Annotated in this window: 7 protein-coding genes; all 7 read right to left on the bottom strand. The window is 70.3% G+C overall.

The window, feature by feature from the left end:
- Nucleotides 1-6 precede the first annotated feature (6 nt).
- Nucleotides 7-891: a branched-chain amino acid ABC transporter permease gene (locus ABTW87_RS21340; protein WP_350652649.1), complete on the bottom strand. Its 885-nt coding sequence runs from the start codon at nucleotides 889-891 to the stop codon at nucleotides 7-9.
- Nucleotides 888-2,780, bottom strand: coding sequence for an AMP-dependent synthetase/ligase (locus tag ABTW87_RS21335; protein ID WP_350652647.1), 1,893 nt, complete (start codon nucleotides 2,778-2,780; stop codon nucleotides 888-890). Before ABTW87_RS21335 ends, ABTW87_RS21340 begins: the two co-directional genes overlap by 4 nt.
- A complete protein-coding gene (locus ABTW87_RS21330) occupies nucleotides 2,777-3,556 on the bottom strand; it encodes an ABC transporter ATP-binding protein (protein ID WP_350652645.1) in 780 nt (259 codons plus the stop codon). Before ABTW87_RS21330 ends, ABTW87_RS21335 begins: the two co-directional genes overlap by 4 nt.
- Nucleotides 3,553-4,392 carry an ABC transporter ATP-binding protein gene (locus ABTW87_RS21325; protein ID WP_350652643.1) on the bottom strand — a complete coding sequence of 280 codons (840 nt, stop codon included), beginning with the start codon at nucleotides 4,390-4,392 and terminating at the stop codon, nucleotides 3,553-3,555. Before ABTW87_RS21325 ends, ABTW87_RS21330 begins: the two co-directional genes overlap by 4 nt.
- A 156-nt stretch (nucleotides 4,393-4,548) precedes the next feature.
- Nucleotides 4,549-6,819, bottom strand: coding sequence for a DUF8189 domain-containing protein (locus tag ABTW87_RS21320; RefSeq protein WP_350652642.1), 2,271 nt, complete (start codon nucleotides 6,817-6,819; stop codon nucleotides 4,549-4,551).
- Between the two features lie 176 nt (nucleotides 6,820-6,995).
- On the bottom strand, nucleotides 6,996-7,502 hold the full coding sequence (locus ABTW87_RS21315) for a hypothetical protein (protein WP_350652640.1): 507 nt from the start codon (nucleotides 7,500-7,502) through the stop codon (nucleotides 6,996-6,998).
- A complete protein-coding gene (locus ABTW87_RS21310) occupies nucleotides 7,502-17,314 on the bottom strand; it encodes a polymorphic toxin-type HINT domain-containing protein (protein ID WP_350652639.1) in 9,813 nt (3,270 codons plus the stop codon). Before ABTW87_RS21310 ends, ABTW87_RS21315 begins: the two co-directional genes overlap by 1 nt.
- Nucleotides 17,315-17,630: the final 316 nt, after the last annotated feature.

Raw genomic sequence — 17,630 nt, 5'->3', positions numbered from 1 at the left:
GAGGCGCTAAACCCGTTCCACCTCCCGGGTGCCGAACAGCCCGTACGGCCGGACCAGCAGCACCACAAGCATCAGCACGTACGGGGTGATGACCGAGACGTTGCCGCCGAGCCAGGCGACGTCGTTGGCGTACGTGGCGACGAACTCCTGCAGGACGCCGACGGCGAGCCCGCCGATCACGGCACCGGGCAGCGAGTCCAGCCCGCCGAGGATGATCACCGGCAGGGCGGTCAACGCGATCAGCCACAGCGCGCCGTCGACGCTGCCCCCCGCGGCGGCGAAGGTGCCGGCCACCGCGGCGAGGCCGCCGGCCAGGGCCCAGCTGATCGCGAACACCGCGCCGACCGAGACGCCGTGCGCGAGCGCGGCCTCCTGGTCCAGCGCGGCGGCGCGCATCGCCAGGCCGGTGCGGGTGAACCGGAAGAATGCGAACAGCCCGGCCACCAGCAGGGCGGCCGCGACGACCGCCGCGAGGTGCCGTTGCTGCATCTCGACCGGGCCGAGGGCGAGAGTGCGCAGCCCCCACGGGTCGCCGACGTGCCGCACGTCGAGACCGATGAACGCGTTGACCACCACCCGGACCGCCACGTCCACGCCGAGCGTGATGATGGCGACGACGAACGCCGGCCGCCCCACCATGGGACGTACGGCGGTGCGCTCGACGCCGAGCGCCAGCAGCGCGGTGCCGAGCGCCGCGAGCGGCACGGCCGCCCAGAAGCCGACCTCGGGGGTGAGGTAGGTGACCGCGACGACGCCGGCGAGCATGAACGCCGGCTGCGCGAAGCTGATCACCCGGGTGGCCTTGTAGATGATGACGAAACCGAGCGCGAGCAGGGCGTAGACGCTGCCGGTGCCGAGCCCGCGCAGCAGGCTCTCGATCAGCTCGGTCACCGGTCACCGCCCGGGCCGTACAGGTCGTCGACCAGGTCGGCGAAGGCCCGGGTGACTGCCTCCCGGCGGACCTTCTGGGTGGCGGTCAGTTCGCCGTCGTCCTCGTCGAGTTCTTTCGGCAGCAGCCGGAACCGCTTGACCTGCTCGACCGGCGGGTGGCGGCGGTTGACCTCGTCGACGATTCCGCGGACCAGCTCGACCACCTCCGGCTTGGTGGTCAGGTCCCGGTAGGTGGTGTACGGCAGGCGGCGGGCCTGCGCCCACTGCCCGACCGTGTCCGGCTCGATGCCGATCAGCGCCACCAGGTACGGGCGGCGGTCGCCGATCAGCACGGCCTCCTTGACGTACGGGGACGCCTTCAGTTCGTTCTCGATGCCGGCCGGGCCGATGTTCTTCCCGCCGGCCGTGATCATGATGTCCTTGGCGCGGCCGGTGATCCGCACGTGCCTGCCGTCCACCCACTCCCCCACGTCGCCGGTGTGCAGCCAGCCGTCGGGCTCCAGCACCGCCGCGGTGGCGGCCGGGTCGTCGAGGTAGCCGGCGAAGACGCCGGGGCTGCGGGTGAGGATCTCCCCGGTGGCCTCGTCGATGCGCAGTTCCACACCGGACTGCGGTTCGCCGACCGTGCCCAGCTTCACCCGGCCCGGCCGGTTGCCGGTGGCGATTGCCGAGTTCTCGGTCATGCCGTACACCTCGTGCATCGGCACCCCGATGCCCATGAAGAAGCGCAGCACCTCCGGCGCGATCGGGGCGGCGCCGGAGGCGGCGTAGCGGACCCGGCGCACACCGATGCGCTCGCGCAGCGCCCGGTAGCAGAAGATCCAGCCGATCGCGTACGCCAGCCGGGTGGCGGCGGTGTGCCGCCCGCCGGTCGCCACCAGCCGCGCCCCGATCCGGTCCGAGACCCGCAGCCAGAACCGGGCGACCGCGCGTTTGAGCGGCGACGCGGTGGCGACCCGCGTGGTGACCGTGGCGAGGATCTTCTCCCAGATGCGCGGCACCCCGAACAGCAGGGTGGGCTGCACCTCGCGCAGGTTCGCCGGCACGGTGGCGATGGACTCGGCGAAGTTGACCTGCACACCGGCGCCGGCGTTGCCCCACGTGGTGAAGACCCGCTCGGCGACGTGGCACAGCGGCAGGTACGACAGGATCAGGTCGTCCGGGCCGGGCGGCGGGTCGGACAGGCCCCGGCCCTCGGTGACCGTTCGCACGGCGAAGTCCACGTTGGCGTTGGTCAGCATGGCGCCCTTGGGCCGGCCGGTGGTGCCCGAGGTGTAGATGAGGGTGGCCACGTCGGTGTCCGTCGCGGCGGTCATCGCCCGCTCGACCTCGCCCGGGTGGGCGATGCGGTGCGCCTCGCCGAGCGCTACGAAGTCGTCCCACTGCAGCAGGGCGGGGTGGTCGTAACGCCCGCGTACGCCACGCGGCTCCAGGTAGACCACGCGCTCCAGGTCGGGGCAGTCGGCGATGACGTCGAGGACCTTGTCCACCTGCTCCTGGTCCTCGGCGACGAGCACCCGCGCGCCGGAGTGCGCCAGCAGGTAGCCGAGTTCGCCGGCCGGGTTCGTCGGGTACAGCCCGACGGTTGCCGCGCGCACGGCGACGGTCGCCACGTCGGTCCAGAGCCACTCGCGCCGGTTCTCCGCCAGCACGGCCACCCGGTCTCCGGGACCGACGCCCAGGGCGAGCAGGCCGTGCGCCACGCTGGTCACGGTGTCCCAGTAGGCCGCCCAGCTCACCTCCGTCCAGACGCCCCGGACCTTCTCCCGCATCGCCACCCGGCGCGGCGTGGCGCGGGCGCGGGCGCGTACCCGCGAGGCGATCGTGGTGGCGGCGGCGCCGGCGGTGTCCGCGGCGGCCGCCCCCGTCGGCGCGGTCGTGGTGCTCACGTCGTGCTCACCTCCCCCAGGTAGGCGCGGATCACGTCGGGGTGGTGCTGGATCTCGGCGGGCGGCCCGGTGGCGACCGGCTGTCCGAAATCGACCACGAGTACGCGGTCGGCGAGGTCCATGACGAGACCCATGTCGTGCTCGACGAGCACGATCGGGATGCCCAGCTCCTCGCGGACGTCGAGGATGTAGCGGGCCATGTCCTCGGTCTCCTCGAGGTTCATCCCGCCCACCGGCTCGTCGAGCAACAGCAGCTTCGGTTCCATGGCCAGCGCCCGGCCGAGCTCCACCCGTTTCTGCACCCCGTACGGCAGCAGCCCGACCGGCATCCGCCGCCACTGCTCCAGTTCCAGGAAGTCGACGATCTCCTCGACCGCCGCGCGGGCGGCCAGTTCCGCACGGCGGGCCCGGCCCCGCCACAGCACCGCCGCCAGCGGCCCGTAGCGGATGTGGTGGTGCCGCCCGAGGAGCAGGTTCTCCAGGACGGTGAGGTTGGCGAACAGCTCGACGTTCTGGAAGGTGCGGGCCAGGCCGAGGGCGGCGATCTCGTGCGGGCGGCGGCCCACCAGGTCGACGCCGTCGAACACCACCCGCCCGGCCTGTGGCCGGTAGACCCCGGAGAGCACGTTGAAGATGGAGGTCTTGCCAGCGCCGTTGGGCCCGATCACCGCGAACAGTTCCTGCCGCCCGACGTTGAAGCTCACCCCGTCGATCGCCCGTACGCCCGCGAAGGCGAGCCGCACGTCGTCGAAGGTCAGGATCGGTTCTTCGGTCACGACAGCCACCGCTTCCGTCGCCGGTAGTGCTTGACGTCCCGGAACGACCGCCGGGTGGATCCGTCGCCGGCGTGCAGCCCGAGGTAGAACTCGCGGACGTCGTCGTCGGCGAGCAGCTGCGCCGCCGGCTTGTCCAGCACCACGCGGCCGGTCTCCAGCACGTAGCCGTGCGCGGCGATCGACAGCGCCATGGTGGCGTTCTGCTCGACCAGCAGCACGGCCGTGCCGGCGGCGTTGATCCGCAGGATCAGCTCCCGGACCTGCTCCACGAGGCGGGGCGCGAGACCCAGGCTGGGCTCGTCCAGCAGCAGGTAGCGCGGGCCGGCCATCAGCGCCCGCCCCATCGCCAGCATCTGCTGCTCGCCGCCGGAGAGGTAGCCGGCGGTGCGGCGGCGCCGCTCGGCGAGCACCGGGAACAGCTCGTACACCTCGTCGAGGCGGCCCGGGATCCGACGCGGGTCGGTGTGCCCGCCGAGGCGCAGGTTCTCCTCGACCGACAGCTCCCCGAAGATGCGCCGCCCCTCCATCACCTGGGCGACGCCCCGGCGGACGATCGCCGCCGGCCGCAGCCGGTGCAGCGGCTCGCCGTCCAGCGTGACCTCACCCCGGGCCACCTCGCCGTCGTGGATGTCGAGCAGGCCGGTGATCGCCCGCAGCAGGGTGGTCTTGCCGGCACCGTTCGCGCCGAGCAGCGCGACGATCGCCCCGGGCGGCACGCTGATGCTGAGGCCGCGCAGGACCAGCATCACGTCGTCGTAGACGACCTCGAGATTCCGTACCTGCAGCACGGCACCCCCAAGGGTTACCTGTGGCGTGCGCCACAAGTTACCGAGCATTAAACCGTGCGGAACGTCCCCGCAAAAGATCGGATCGGTGGGATCTTCGGACGGAACGAGTTCCGGTCCGTCCCCGGGAACGCCCGCCTGCCCGGTGCGAAAGCGGAGTTCCCGCCGGCCCGGGGGCCAGCGGGAACTCCTCGATCGGCGGGTGGTTCAGTTGGCCGGCGGTACCGGCAAGGTGTGTCCGGTGTACGAGACCCGCGCCGACGCCAGGCGCTGGCCCTCGGTGGAGGAGAGCCGACGCTCGTAGGCGCGGAAGGCACCGTTCTGGTTGCGGAACACGATGATGAAGGACTGCTCGGCGCCGGTCGAGACCACGGCGACCGCGGGGTCGGTGGCCACGTTCTCCGGGTAGCTCACCGGGTCCGGGTTCAGCACCGACCACTGTCCCCAGGTGTTCGATCCGGTCGCCGTCTCGAACACCTGGTGCAGCTCGTTGTCGTGTCCGCGAGCGACCACCGCCACCCGGGTCAGCACCGGGTCCAGGATCACCGCGGGAGAGCCGGCGGCGGTGAAGTCGCCGATCCGCTCCCACCCGGTCGACCACGACCCGGACGAGACCTCGACCTTGGTGCGGATCGACCCGTCGGATTCACGCACGACGATCCGGGTCCGGTAGCCCAGCAGGGAGACGGCTGCCGGCGTGCCGGTGATGTCACCTCCGAGGTCGGTCCAGCCGGACAGGGCACCGTCCGGGAAGTAGAGGGCGGTCTTCACCGTGCCGGCGATGGTTCGGGCGACCAGCCGCACGGCGTTGTCGTCCGCCTTGACCGCGGTGACCTCACCGGCCAGGTCCGCATCGCCGAGGCTCACCCAGGCCGGCGACGGTCCGGTCTGCCGGTAGTGCCACAGCCGGCCGTCGACGTCGACGGCGAAGAGGACGTCGACCTGGCTGCCGTTGTCCGTGACGCGTACCCCGGTCGGCGGACCGGCCATCGAACCACCCAGACTCGTCGGTGCCGGCCAGGTGTAGTCCACCTCGGTGTTCTCGTTGGTCGACCAGATGTCCGTGTCGACGTTCTGGGCCGCGACCTGGATCCCCTTGTCCGCACGCTGGTGCAGCGACGGCGGTCCCACGTACGCCTCCTGCCCGAACACCGGGGCCCAGACGACGGAGTTGTAGTTCCCGGGTTCCATGGTGCCCACCTGGACCCCGCCGGCGTTGTTGGTGAACGCAAGCGTGATCTTGCGAAGCTGGGCGCCGTCCGGCTCGCCCTGCAGCACCGCCATCCGGGTGAACGGCACCGGCGTCAGTTCCTGCACCGGGTCGGCGAACCAGGCCTGCAGGTCGACCAGCAGGTGCAGCGTGCCGCTGCTGTTGTTCCTGATCCGGATCTTGCCCTCGGTGCCGACCTTGGTGACCGCGAGGCTGGACCGGGCGATCTGGCCGGTGCTGAAGTTGCCGGCCGACGCCGTCGTCGGCGTCGCACCGAGCGGCCACACGGTCAGGTGACCGGTGGCGGTCGGGCCGACCGCGGCCAGGTTCAGCACCGCGCCCGCGATACCCCGGGTCGGCAGGCCGTTCGTGCCACCGATCGCGACGTCGACCGTCGCCCCGGCGGCCAGCGGCGTCTTGGCGCCCACGTTCCGGGTGTCCAGCAGCCGGCTGGCCGGCACGGTACGAAGGCCGGCACCGGTGGTCGGCGTAGCCGTGAAGTAGCCCTGAACCGAGACGAGCGCGTGCACCGTGCCGCTGCCCCGGTTGGTGAGGACCACCTTGCCGTCGGCGGGGAGCTTCACGCTCATGCCCATCGACGTGATCCCGACCTGGTAGTCGAGGGTGTTGGCCGCGCCGGCCTGGTTCGCCGGCGCGACGGTGAGATAGCCGAGACCGGTGGCGTTGGTGACGATCACGTCGATCATCGCCGCCGACGCCCCAGCCGGAACCACCCCGCCGGTCAGCGTGACGGTACGGCTGCCGCCGTTGGCGCCGAGAGGGCCGGTGCTGGTGCCGAGGCCGCTGCGGGTGTCCACCAGTCGCGTGTGGTCGACCGGCACGAACGCCCCACCGGCGCCGCTCGTGCTCGTCGTGAAGTAGCCCTGCACGTCGAGCTTGATGTGGGTGCTTCCGCTGTGGTGGTAGATGTCCAGCTTGCCGGCGGTGCCGGGGGCGACGACGACCGAGTTGGACAGAACCTCGCCCTTCGAGGCGTTGAGCGAGGAGGCGACGGGACGGGTCGCGCCGTGCGGGAACACGGTCAGGTGGGTGTTCCCGGTGGGCGCGATGGCGGTGACGTCCACCAGGAGGGCACGCACACCGGTGGTGGGCACGCCGCCGACACCGAGGGCGGTGACGGTCGTCGTGGAGCCGGCGGGCCGCACGCCCGTCACGCCACCGGTGCCGTTACGCGTGTCCAGCAGGACGGTGTTGACGGGTACGAAGTCCCCGCCCTTTCCGGCCGCGTCGGCGACGGCCGGCAGCACCCGGCCCGTCGTCAGGATGACAACAATCGCAATGAGGGGGATAAGGGACTTCCCTGCGCGAGAAATCATGACTTCCCTTTCTCGAGTCCGGGCCTTGACGTATATAGAAAGGGCTGCGAAGGGGCCATATCGGCAAGGGATCATTGCACCCCCGATGGCCGAGTCATGAACGGAAGCTACCATTGGCACTTGTAGTGGAAATGGTTCCCTTCGCCGATTTCCACATAACCCATGGCTTGCAGCGTGCGGGCTTCGGGCGGCCGGGCCGCGAAGGCAACCAACGGTTCCCCGTACGGCCCGAGAGCACGGGCGATCCCTTTAAACTCCGCGCCCGGATCAAGTTTCAACAATTCGGCGCTGCGCCACAGCAGCGCAAGAACGATGGCCACGTCACGAGGGTCTTCACTGGCACCCATGAGGGCCGCCGCGCGGAGTCCCGCCCGCAGGTACCGAGGCGTCGCCAGCCGCACAGCGAGGGCTGCGGCTCGCTGCACATATGGACTCAAGACCGTCTCCCCCACGGCCGCCACAGATCGTGTTGCCGCTTCGAAGGCTGGCCCCTCACCCAGTTTCTCGACAAGACCGGTGATCCGCTCGTCCCGCTCTGACGGCATCGGTTTCCGCAGATAATCCTCTCGGGGCCTGAACCGCAGCATTTCACCGAGATCGGAGGACTTTGTCATCAGGGCTTCCTCCCAGGCACCATCTTTGTCTCATCGACAAACTCGTATCCGCGCCGTAGCAGCGCCTGAATCTCGTGGTGAAAGACCCGGTGCCGCGCGTTCTTCGAGTCCCATAGCGTTTGGAACCGGATAGGAGATGCCAGGTAGATCTCCCGGCCGGCATCCGCCACGTCCTCGATCCACTGCATGTTGCCGGCGAAGGTCCAAGCAGGGTCATCGAGCACCACAAGACCCGGCACGGGCTTGGCGATGTCAGTATCGGGAAGAGCGCCAAGAACAATTTGGTCACCGGGCCTACCAACGGAAGCCAGAGTGCAAACGTCGTTGTGGACGAGAGCCGACGTCCCCCCGGCGACCACATAGTACGTGTGCAGGCCGTCGATCGTCAGGTTGTAAACCGACCGGAACTCGGACCACCTCTTTGTACTGGAGACCGAAGCTGGCCGGTGGTCGGCGGTTTCGAAGACGTGACCCAGCTTGAGGTCCTTGGCCTCGACCCACCGCTGTTCGCTCTGCACCCAGAACGGATGCCCGTCGGTAGCCGTCAAATCTTCAGTCCGATTGCCCCCTGTTCCATCCACATCGATTGTGATCCTGACGAGTTGTTTGCCGCCGGAACCATCGATGAGTGCCGTGACGGCCCGCTCCTCCGTACGCCCGGTTGTCGGGTCCGTGGCGAGGACCTTGTCGCCGACCTTCACCTGGTCGATGCGCTTGTGGCTGCCATCCGCCATGAGCACGCGGGTCTCGCCGGTGAAGCTGTTCGGGCACCGGCCGAGCGCCTTCCGCGCGAGGTCCCGCATGCCCCCGCCGATCGCGCGAGCTTCGCCGACCCCAGCGCTCAAGGCCTTGCTGCCGGCCGCCCGTAGACCGCCGCCCAACGCACGGACACCGGCGCCGATAGCCTGACCCGCCATGGAGCCGAGGGCGCCCCCGGCCGCCCCGAACAACCCGCCCAGGGCCGCGTCGCCGACCAGGTCCCAGCCGCGCTTTCCGTTCATGTAGCCGGTGACCGCCGAGCCGACCGCGCCCGCGAGGGCGCCGCAGGCGACCGCGCCGACCCCGGTCCAGCCGATCGCCGCGCCGCAGCCGATACCCACGACCGCACCGACCGCGAAGCCGGCGATCTCGGCGGCGTGGTCCTCGACGAACTGGGTCGCCTTGTCCCACATCGCTGATGCGCCCTCGACGAGTGGCGCGAGTTTCTGTGAGACCTCCAGGAACAGGTTCTGCCGGAACTTTTCCGGATCCTTGATGGCCTGTGCGGTCACCGCCACGACGCTCGCCGCGACCTTGATGCCCGCCGAGACCAGCTTCGCCCCGGCTATCAGCGGCTTGGTCAAAGCCTGCACGACCGGCAACTTGGTGAACTTGACCGCCTGTTGGACCGCCGCCTTGGCCGCCTTCGTCACCGCGACCTTGGCCTGGTGTATCCGTTGGGCCGCAGCACGGGCCTGCTGCCGTGCCCAGTCCTTGAAGTTGCCGTTGCGGATGGCGTTGACACCCTCGCCGACCTTGCGCACAACCGTGGTGATGCCGGTCACGACCTTCTTCGCGACCCAGCTGATGCCGTTGCCGATGGCACGCAGGGCGGAACGGCCGTAGTCCCAGGCGGCGCGCCCCCAGCTGTACGCGGTCGACGTCCAGCTGCTGACCGTGCTCGTCACGTGCGACACGGTGTTGCTGACCACCCGTGCCGCCCGCTTGACCCACCGCGGCCAGTGGCCGTCCGGGTCGTCGAAGTCGAGCGGGGCGCCGGCGGCGTACGCGTACCGGTTGGCGAGGATCGAGTCGCCGCTGCTGTAGTTGACGCTGTCCCGCGAGGTGAACGTGCCGGTGCCCGGGTTGTACCAGCGGGCGCCCATGTCGACCTGGCCGGTGTCGGGATCGATCCAGTCCCCCTGGAAGCCCAGGTTGCCGGTGTCCCCGACACTGTTGATCTTCTTGCCGAACGGGTCGTACGCGGTCGAGTCGTTGAGCGCGGTCAGATCGGTGTTGGCCGGGTCGAAGGCGGCCACGACGTCGCCGTGCGCGTCGGTCAGCGAGAGCCGTTCGTTGCTGCCCTGGCCGGTGGCCAGCAGTTCGCCGGCCGGCCCGCGGGCGAAGTACTCCACGCCGTCGTGGACCACCTCGTCACCCGGACCGGCGTAGGTGAAGGTCGTCCCGGTGCGGGACACCAGCCGGTCCAGGCCGTCGTACCCGTAGCTCTGTCCCTCGGCGGCGGTGAGCCGGTCGAACGCGTCGAACGAGTACTGGTCGGTCAGGCCGGAACTGGTGCGGCTGCGCAGCGTGCCGCGGGCGGTGTAGGCGTAGGTGTAGTCGCCGTCGGAGAGCAACCGGTTGCGCTCGTCGAAGGTCGCCGTCTTCGAGCCGGCGCGGACCCGGTTGCCGCTGTCGTCCCACGCGTAGTCGACCGTGCCGGCCGGGCTGGTCCAGGAGGTGAGCCGGCCCGCCTTGTCGTACGTGTAGCTGTTGTCGCCGGAGCCGGCGGTGCCGGTGGTCTTCTTGCTGGTGAGGTGGCCGTTCAGGTCGAACCCGTAGGTCACCGAGGCGACCACCGATCCGGCGGCGTTCTTCAACGTGTCGCTGCTGACCCGGCCGTAGTCGTCGTAGCCGAAGGTGCGGATCCGCCCGCCGCCGTAGTCGACGGTCTTCACCTCGCCGGCAGCGTCGTAGCTCAGTTTCTGGGCCTGGCCCGTGATCGAGTCGGTGAGCGTGTCGAGCCGGCCCTTGACGTAGCCGAAGGTCGCGGTGCCGGTCACGTCGGTCCGTGAGGTCATCCGGCCGTCATCGTCGTAGCCGAAGCTGGCGGCACCCGACGGGCCGGTGGTGGAGAGCAGCGCTCCCCGGTCGTTCCAGCTGAAGGTGTTGGTGCCGTTCGGGGCGCTCACGCTGGTGAGCCGGCCCGCCCGGTCGTACCCGAGGCTGCGCGCGGCGGTCGCGGTCTCGCCGCCCGAACCGGTCTCGGCCTTCAGGCGACCGGCCGCGTCGTAGGTCCGCTGCCGGCTGACGCCGCCCGGCGCGCTCAGCCGGACCGCCCGGCCCTCGGCGTCGTAGGCCACCGTCCAGGTCCGGTCAGCCGCCGCCGGGTGCGCGGCCGTCGCCGGCTCGATCGCCGACTCCGGCAGCCCGAGAGTGTTGTACGTGTAGATGGTGGAGTTCTGGCGGCCGTCGGTGTAGCGGGTGCGGTTGCCGGCGACGTCGTAACCGAACGTCGTCGTGATCGACGTGGCGTCGGTGACCGGTTCGATCTGCTTCACCAGCCGGCTCGCGGCGTCGTACTCGTACCGGGTGACCGTCTGGTAAGGGTCCGTCGACGAGATCATGTTGCCGGCCTCGTCGTAGGCGTAGGTCTGCGTGCGCAGCACCGAGCCGTCGGGTGCGAGGTTGGCGTCGCTGGTGCGGTTGCCGAAGAGGTCGTACCCGATGCGGGTGGTGCGACCCAGGCCGTCGGAGACGCGCACCTGGCGGCCGGCGTAGTCGTAGCCGAAGACGGTGGCCTCGCCGGTGGCCGCGGTGGTCCGGATGACGTCGCCGACGGCGTCGTAGGCGTTGACGGTGGTCGCGCCCGTCGGCGAGACGATCGAGGTCAGGTTGCCGTTGTCGTCGTAGACCATCCGGGTGACCAGGTTCTTCGGCACCGGATGGCGCTCGACGCGGGTCTGGGTGACCTGGCGGTCCAGGTCGTCGTACGTGGACTCGATCCGGGCCCCGGTGGGGTCGGTGACCGACAGCACCTCGCCCGTGCGGGTGTAGGTGTACCGGGTGACCGCACGATCGTCGTTGTCCGCTGCCGGTTCATCCCGGGTCACCAGGCGGTTGAGCTGGTCGTACGTGAAGCGGGTCGTGCCGCTGGGCCGGATGCTCTCCAGGACGTTGCCGAGCCCGTCGTAGCTGCTGCGGATCTCCGGCGTGAACTGCTCGGTGACACCCGGGGGCAGGTAGGACGGGGCGATGTTGCGCACCGGGCGGCCGAGCTTGTCGTACTCGACCCGGGAGACCTGCCCGCGCGGGTCGCGGGTGGCGACCTGCTCGCCGAAGGTGTTGTAGCCGACGGTCACCTCGGCGCGGGCGGGGGCCGGCGCACCACCGTCGCTCTCCGCCGTGACGGCCGGGCCGGTGGTGCCTACCTGCCGGCCGAGCTCGTCGTAGCGGTAGGTCGTGGTGAACGCCGCCTTGTCGGCGCCCGCGACGTTGCCCCGCGGGTCGGTGACGGTCAGCCGCAGGCCGCGCCGGTCGTAGGTGTAGCTCGTGGTCCTGCTCTCACTGCCGGCGGTGACCTTCTCGGTCAACAGGTTGCCGTCGTTGTCGTACGTGTAGTCGACGGTCTCGCTGACGACCGGGACGGCCCACGGCACGTTGGACGCCTTGCCGGTGCGCGTCGTTCGGGTGACGTTGCCGTTCAGGTCGTACGCGGTGGTGGTGGTCCGGGCGAGCCCGCCTGGGTCGATGACGCTCGTGAGCACCTTGCCGGCGTTGTCGTAGGTGAACTGGCTCGTCCGTGTGCCGTTGGCCTCCTTCTTGACGGTCAGGTTGCCGGCGGCGTCGTACGTGTTCTCCTCGACGACGTAGTCGCGCTTGGAGCCGTCCGGGTTCCGGAAGTCCTTCATCGCGATCTTGTGGAGGAGGTCGTCCCGGTAGTACGTGTACTCCAGCCGTCGACCCATCGCGTCGGTGTCGCTGGCGAGCCGGCCGGCGAAGTCGTACGAGTAGGAGTGCAGCACCAGGTAGTCGCCGGTGCCGGTGCCCGGTGCCCCCTCCGGGTCGCTGCGCCAGTCGCGCAGCCGCACCTCGGCGATCTTGTTCTGCGCGGTGTACGCCCAGTCGTAGCGGTTGTCGTTGGCGTCCACCATGGACGTCCGGTTGCCGAAGCGGTCGTACCCGTAGCTGGTCTCGTTGCCCTCGGCGTCGATGACCTTGACCGGCCGGTTGTACTCGTCGTACTCGGTGGTGGTGACCCGGTCCGGGTCGCCGCCGAGCAGGTCGGCGACGGTGGCCTTGGTGACGTTGCCGTCCGCGTCGTAGTCGTTGGTGGTGCGCAGTTGGTGCCGGACGCCGGAGATCGCGTCGGTGGTCACCGGGCCGGTCACCGTCTTCACGCGGGAGTGCTCGTCGTAGGTGTACGTGGTGGTGACGCCGGCGGGGTAGGTGTCCGAGATGACCTTCTCGGTGAGGCGGCGACCGAGCGTGTCGTAGGTGTACTCGGTGACCAGGCCGCCGGGCTCGGTCACCCGGGCGAGGTCACCGTTGCCGTAGTAGGTGTAGCTGGTGACCTTCTGCCTCGCGTCGGTGCTGGACTTCAGCAGGCCGGCGGGAGCGATGCCGCCACCGATCGCCGCCTCGGCGCCGATCGTGTACGAGTGCGCCACCGAGCTGCCGTCCGGGTTGGTCTGCTTGGTCAGCTGCCCATCGGTGGCGTAGGTGTAGCTGGTGCGGTAACGGTTGTCGGCGGGACCGCTCGACCGCCCGTCCCGCGACTCCAGGGCCAGGTCGATCTGGGGGTCGAGGGGGTCGGTGATCGTTGTCGAGTACGTGTAGTAGCTGGTGAAGCACTGGGTGGAGGTACGGCAGCTCTTGCGGGTCGCCAGGCGGCCCCTGCTGTCGTAGGTCATCTCCACCGAGTCGCCGTTCTCGTTGGTGACCTTGCTCTGGTAGCCGTCCTCGTTGTACGAGTAGGTCCGGATCGCCATCCCGTCGAGCGGGTGCAGGACGAACACCGGGCCACCGGAGTTGCCCGGGATGATCGTGCAGAAGGCGGGGTCGTTCGGGTCCGGCTGCGTGCACACCTCGGTGGGCGGCGGGGTGGGTGGGGTCGTGGGCTCACCCGGCCGGTCCTCCGGACGGGTCTCCAGGCCCAGTGGGGTTCCGGAGCGCAGCAGCCGCCCGGCGAGGGCGTCGTACTCGTACAGGTGCGGACGGTTGGCCGGGTCCAGGACCTGCACGCTGCGCCGCAGGTCGTTGTCACCGCCGTAGATGGCGGGCAGACCGATCTTCCAGGTGCCACCGTTCTCGTCGGTGTACTCCTTGACGCGGTCGGTGGCGGTGTCGTAGACGACCTCGCTCGCGACCTTGCCGCTCGGCAGCGTGACCTTGGTGAGCTGCTGTGCGGCGGGCTTGGCGTACCGAAAGTGGGCCGCGGCGGTGTCCGGGCCGATCGGGTGCGAGTAGACGGCGACCTCGTCGACGACCCCGGCGAAGTAGCGCTGGACGGTGCTCCCCCAGCCGGGCCACGAGGTCGGCGTGGTGGCCGAGGCGGCACCGACCTGGTTGAAGGTCAGCAGGGAGTGCTCGATGGTCTGCCCGGTACGCTCGCCGACCTTGACGCCGTCCAGGTACATCGTCTGGGTGGTGCCCATCGCCGAGAGCACGACGTGGTGCCACTTGTTGTCGTTGACGACGGTGGACGAGGTGATCGGCGCGATGGTGCCACCGGCGAACTGGCCGCGCAGCCGGCCGTCGGTGCCGGTGTAGAGGATCGGGACACCGCTGGTGGGTGCGGTGCCGACGGCCTTGTCCTGGTATCCGATCAGCGGGCCACCCGTCTGAGTGAGGCCGATCTTGAACCACAGCTCGACGGCCGCGTCCCGGCTCTTCTTCACCAGGCCCTTGGGCAGCTCGACGTGGGAGGAGGTGCCGTTCAAGGCCGCCGCGGTGTTGCTGGTGCCCTCGACCACTCCCGGCTGGCCCAGCGTCACGTTCTTGTAGGTGGCGGCGTCCTTGCCGAGGTTGATCGCGACGTCGCTCGCCGCCGCGGTGCCCTCTCCCTCACCCAGTCGGTAGTAGGAGTCGGGGCGGGCGTCGAGCACGGCGGTGCGGTAGTGCGAGCCGGCGGCGTACTCGTAGCTGGTGCAGGCGTTGGTGGGCGAGCAGACCGTAGTGAGCAGGTCGCCGGTGTAGGTGTACTTCCAGACGAGCTGGGCGCCGTTGACCACGTCGGTCTTCACGGCGGTGATCCGGTCACCGGTCCAGGTGAAGTGCAGCGCGCGGCCGGCGGTGTTGGTCTGACTGTTGGCGACCTGGGCCTTCGTCAGCTTGCCGGTCATGATGTCGTAGGTCAGCTTGACCGACCGTGACCGCTTGTCGGTGATCTTGTTGAGCTTGCCGCTGAGCGAGAACTCGTAGGTCGTACCGGACCGGTCGAGCAGCTTCCAGGTACTGCTGTCGACGGTCAGCCGTGCCACCCGCCCCGACGGCGCGGCGTATGACCCGTCCGGGTTGCGCCCGAACCGGACCTCCTGGCCGTCCGGGTACCGGATGACCACGTTGCCGGAGCCGTCGTTGTCCGGCGTGAGCCTCATGTCGTACCGGCTGGACCAGCCGGCCCCGAACACGCCGTTCGTACGCGGGTCGAGGCTGTTGTACGTGCGCAGCAGGTTCAGCTCGGGACCGACGGTCACCACGGCCGCGTCGATGGCCGCCGTGCTGTAGTTGCCGACCTGGGCGTCGAACTCCCGGTCGCGCTCCGCCTCGGGTGAGTTGGCGATGCGGGACAGCAGGTCGGGCTGGGGCACCGAGGTCAGCAGCACCGAGTCCGGCGATCGCACCTCGCTCGCGGTGTCCTTGACGTACGCCCGCCAGATGTAGGACTTGCTCCAGGACAGGCGACCCGCCGGGACCACCCACGACGGTTTGTTCAGGTAGCCGGAGTTGGTGCAGTTCGTCGCCGCGCCGGCGTCGGTGCGGTCACAGACCTCGAACTTGAAGCTGAGGGAGGCTCCCGGAGGGGCGTCGGTGTCCACCGCCCGCGCCCACAGCAGCGGGGTAAGGGTGGGCGCCTGGTACCCGTTGCCCGGGTACAACTCCTGCACCACCGGTGGGACGTCGAAGACCTGGAGCACGATCCGGCCCGGCGGCACCTGGTGATCGGTGAAGACCGCGCCACCGGTGCGGACCATTGTGAAGTCGAGGAAGTACGCGCCGGGCTCCAGCCGCTTCACGGTGGCGTCGAGGGTGACCTTCGCGCCCCGCGCGAGGGTGGCCGGCAGGTTGGCGGAGCGCTGCTGGGTGACGGCCGCCCCGGTCTGCGCGTTGTAGACGCGGTAGGCGAGGTAGTAGTTCGCCGGCGTCCAGTCCTCGGCGCCGAGGTTGGTCACCGTGACCTTGACCTTGCCGTCCTGGTTGCGCAGCACCGGCGGTTCGGGCGTCGGCTTGGGGATGGCGTACGCGGCGTTGTACGGCGAGTGCGTCACGTAGAGCTTCGGCGGGTTGGCGGTGCCGGTACCGGCGAACCGCTTCCACGCCGACGAGTCGGTCGTCGACGCCCGCAGCGAGAGGCCGTTGTTGGCCTGCTGGCCGTTGACCCACCGCTGAACCAGGTTCCGGCCGGCGACACCGAGGTCGAACATCTCGCCGGCCGCGGGGCAGGCGGACTGGGACTGACCGAGGCCGATGTAGCCGTGCGCGAAGGACCTGCCGGCGATCGAGCCGCCCACGGACGGTCCGGGATAGGAGTGGCCGGTGCCGGCCGACCACGCCTCGGTGACCGGGTGGACGGTCACCGCCCGCGGCTTGCAGGACGCGGCGTCGTAGTTGACCACCGACAGCGCGGCGCCGTGGATGGTGTGGTTGCGCAACTGGTTGACCAGCCCGCCGAACTTCAGGTACGCGGCGGCGTTCGCGCCGTTGGCACGGCCGATCAGCAGCTCCTGGCTGCCGGAAGTGGAGCTGCTGCCGTGCACGTACATGCTGCTGTCGGCACCGATGCCGGTCACCGGCGGGCCGACCGTGGGATCGACCTCGACCGGGTAGCGGCGGTCCTTGTCCTGCAACCACGTCCGGTCGAGCGTCATCCGCAGCGCGGGCCGGCCGTCGGCGTCGACCAGTTCGTACCGCACGCCGGTGGAGGTGGCCGGGCCGCGCAGCCCGTCGCCGGCGTCCACCATGTAGCCCGGCGGGATGACGGCGCGCTGCGCGCCGGCCCTGTCGGCCAGTACGACCTGGCCGTCGACGAGCTTCGCGGTCAGGTCGCGCAGCCGCAGCGGGAAGAGGTAGGAGGTCGGCGCGGCGGCGGAGTGCAGGACGAGCGTCTCCTTGACACCGCCGGGGCGCGGTTCGAGGCGCAGGTCGACACCGGGCCGGACGCCGGGGTAGGTGACCGCGTCGTCGGTGGCCCGGCCGGTCACCACGGCCGCGTCGGCCAGGGTGAAGCCGAACTCGGCCCCGCCTTCGAACGTCAGGCGGACCAGGTCGGCGGCGTCGGACCGGTCGGCCAGCCGCACCGCCGTGGCGTCCGCGGCGTTCTGCCAGCCGGAACCGTCCGGGGCCGGGACCAGGCTGCTGTCGATGGGCGCCCAGCTGCCGTCGGGGCGCCGGTAGTTGACCGGCGCGGACGAGAACTCGGTGGTGCGGGTGCCGTCGGCGTTGTCGTACACCCGCCGGTGGGCGTCGCGGTCCGTGGGCCGCTCCCGGCTGGTGGTCCGGTCGTACCCCTTCGACGTGCCGGTCGGCGGCTTCGCAAGCGTCGCCTTGTTGCCGGCCGGCTTGGCCTCCTGAGGCAGGCGGTGCAGCGGGTAGCGCCCCCGCTCCGTCATCGGTAGATCGCGGTTGACCTGCCCCTTCGCGACGTGCGAACGACCGGACGCCGCGCCCCAGGCCTGACCGGGCTTGGCTCCGGCCGCGGTCCCGCCGTGCTGACTCCCGCGGCCGGCGGGTGACGGCGAGAGGCCGCTCACACCGCTGCCGCCCAGGTTGAGGGCGAGGACGCCGACAAGCGCCGACGCGACGAGCGGGCGCACGGCGAGCGCGCTCAACAGCCGGGCGCGGAGAGCCGGCCGGCGGGACCGGTCGAAGGTGCGCCGAAGACCGAAGGACATCGTCAACCCCCGGGTTGATCGCTGGAGTGGGCCGAGGGCCGGCGAGCAGGCGTCGGCGCCAGGCGAAGGTGCGGAAGGGTACGGAGCCCAGGGCAGGTGACGGGACGACGCCGAGGCCGTGACGTCAACGATCGAGGGCGTGGCGCGGGACGGCGTGAAACTCAGCTCGGGTGGGCCTGTTCACCACCGTTCGAGGACCCACGTGCAGGCCAATGCAACAGCGTGCGAATGGACATGGCTTCACACCCCCGTGTGCTGTTCGCCATCAATGCGCCGCTGTACCGTCCCAGCGCTGTGGCCGCCTGTCAAGTCCGAT

The organism is Micromonospora sp. NPDC126480 (assembly GCF_040302465.1).
GTDB lineage: Bacteria > Actinomycetota > Actinomycetes > Mycobacteriales > Micromonosporaceae > Micromonospora.
The sequence above is the reverse complement of the archived record's forward strand: the minus strand, read 5'-3'. Positions and strand labels throughout refer to the sequence as shown.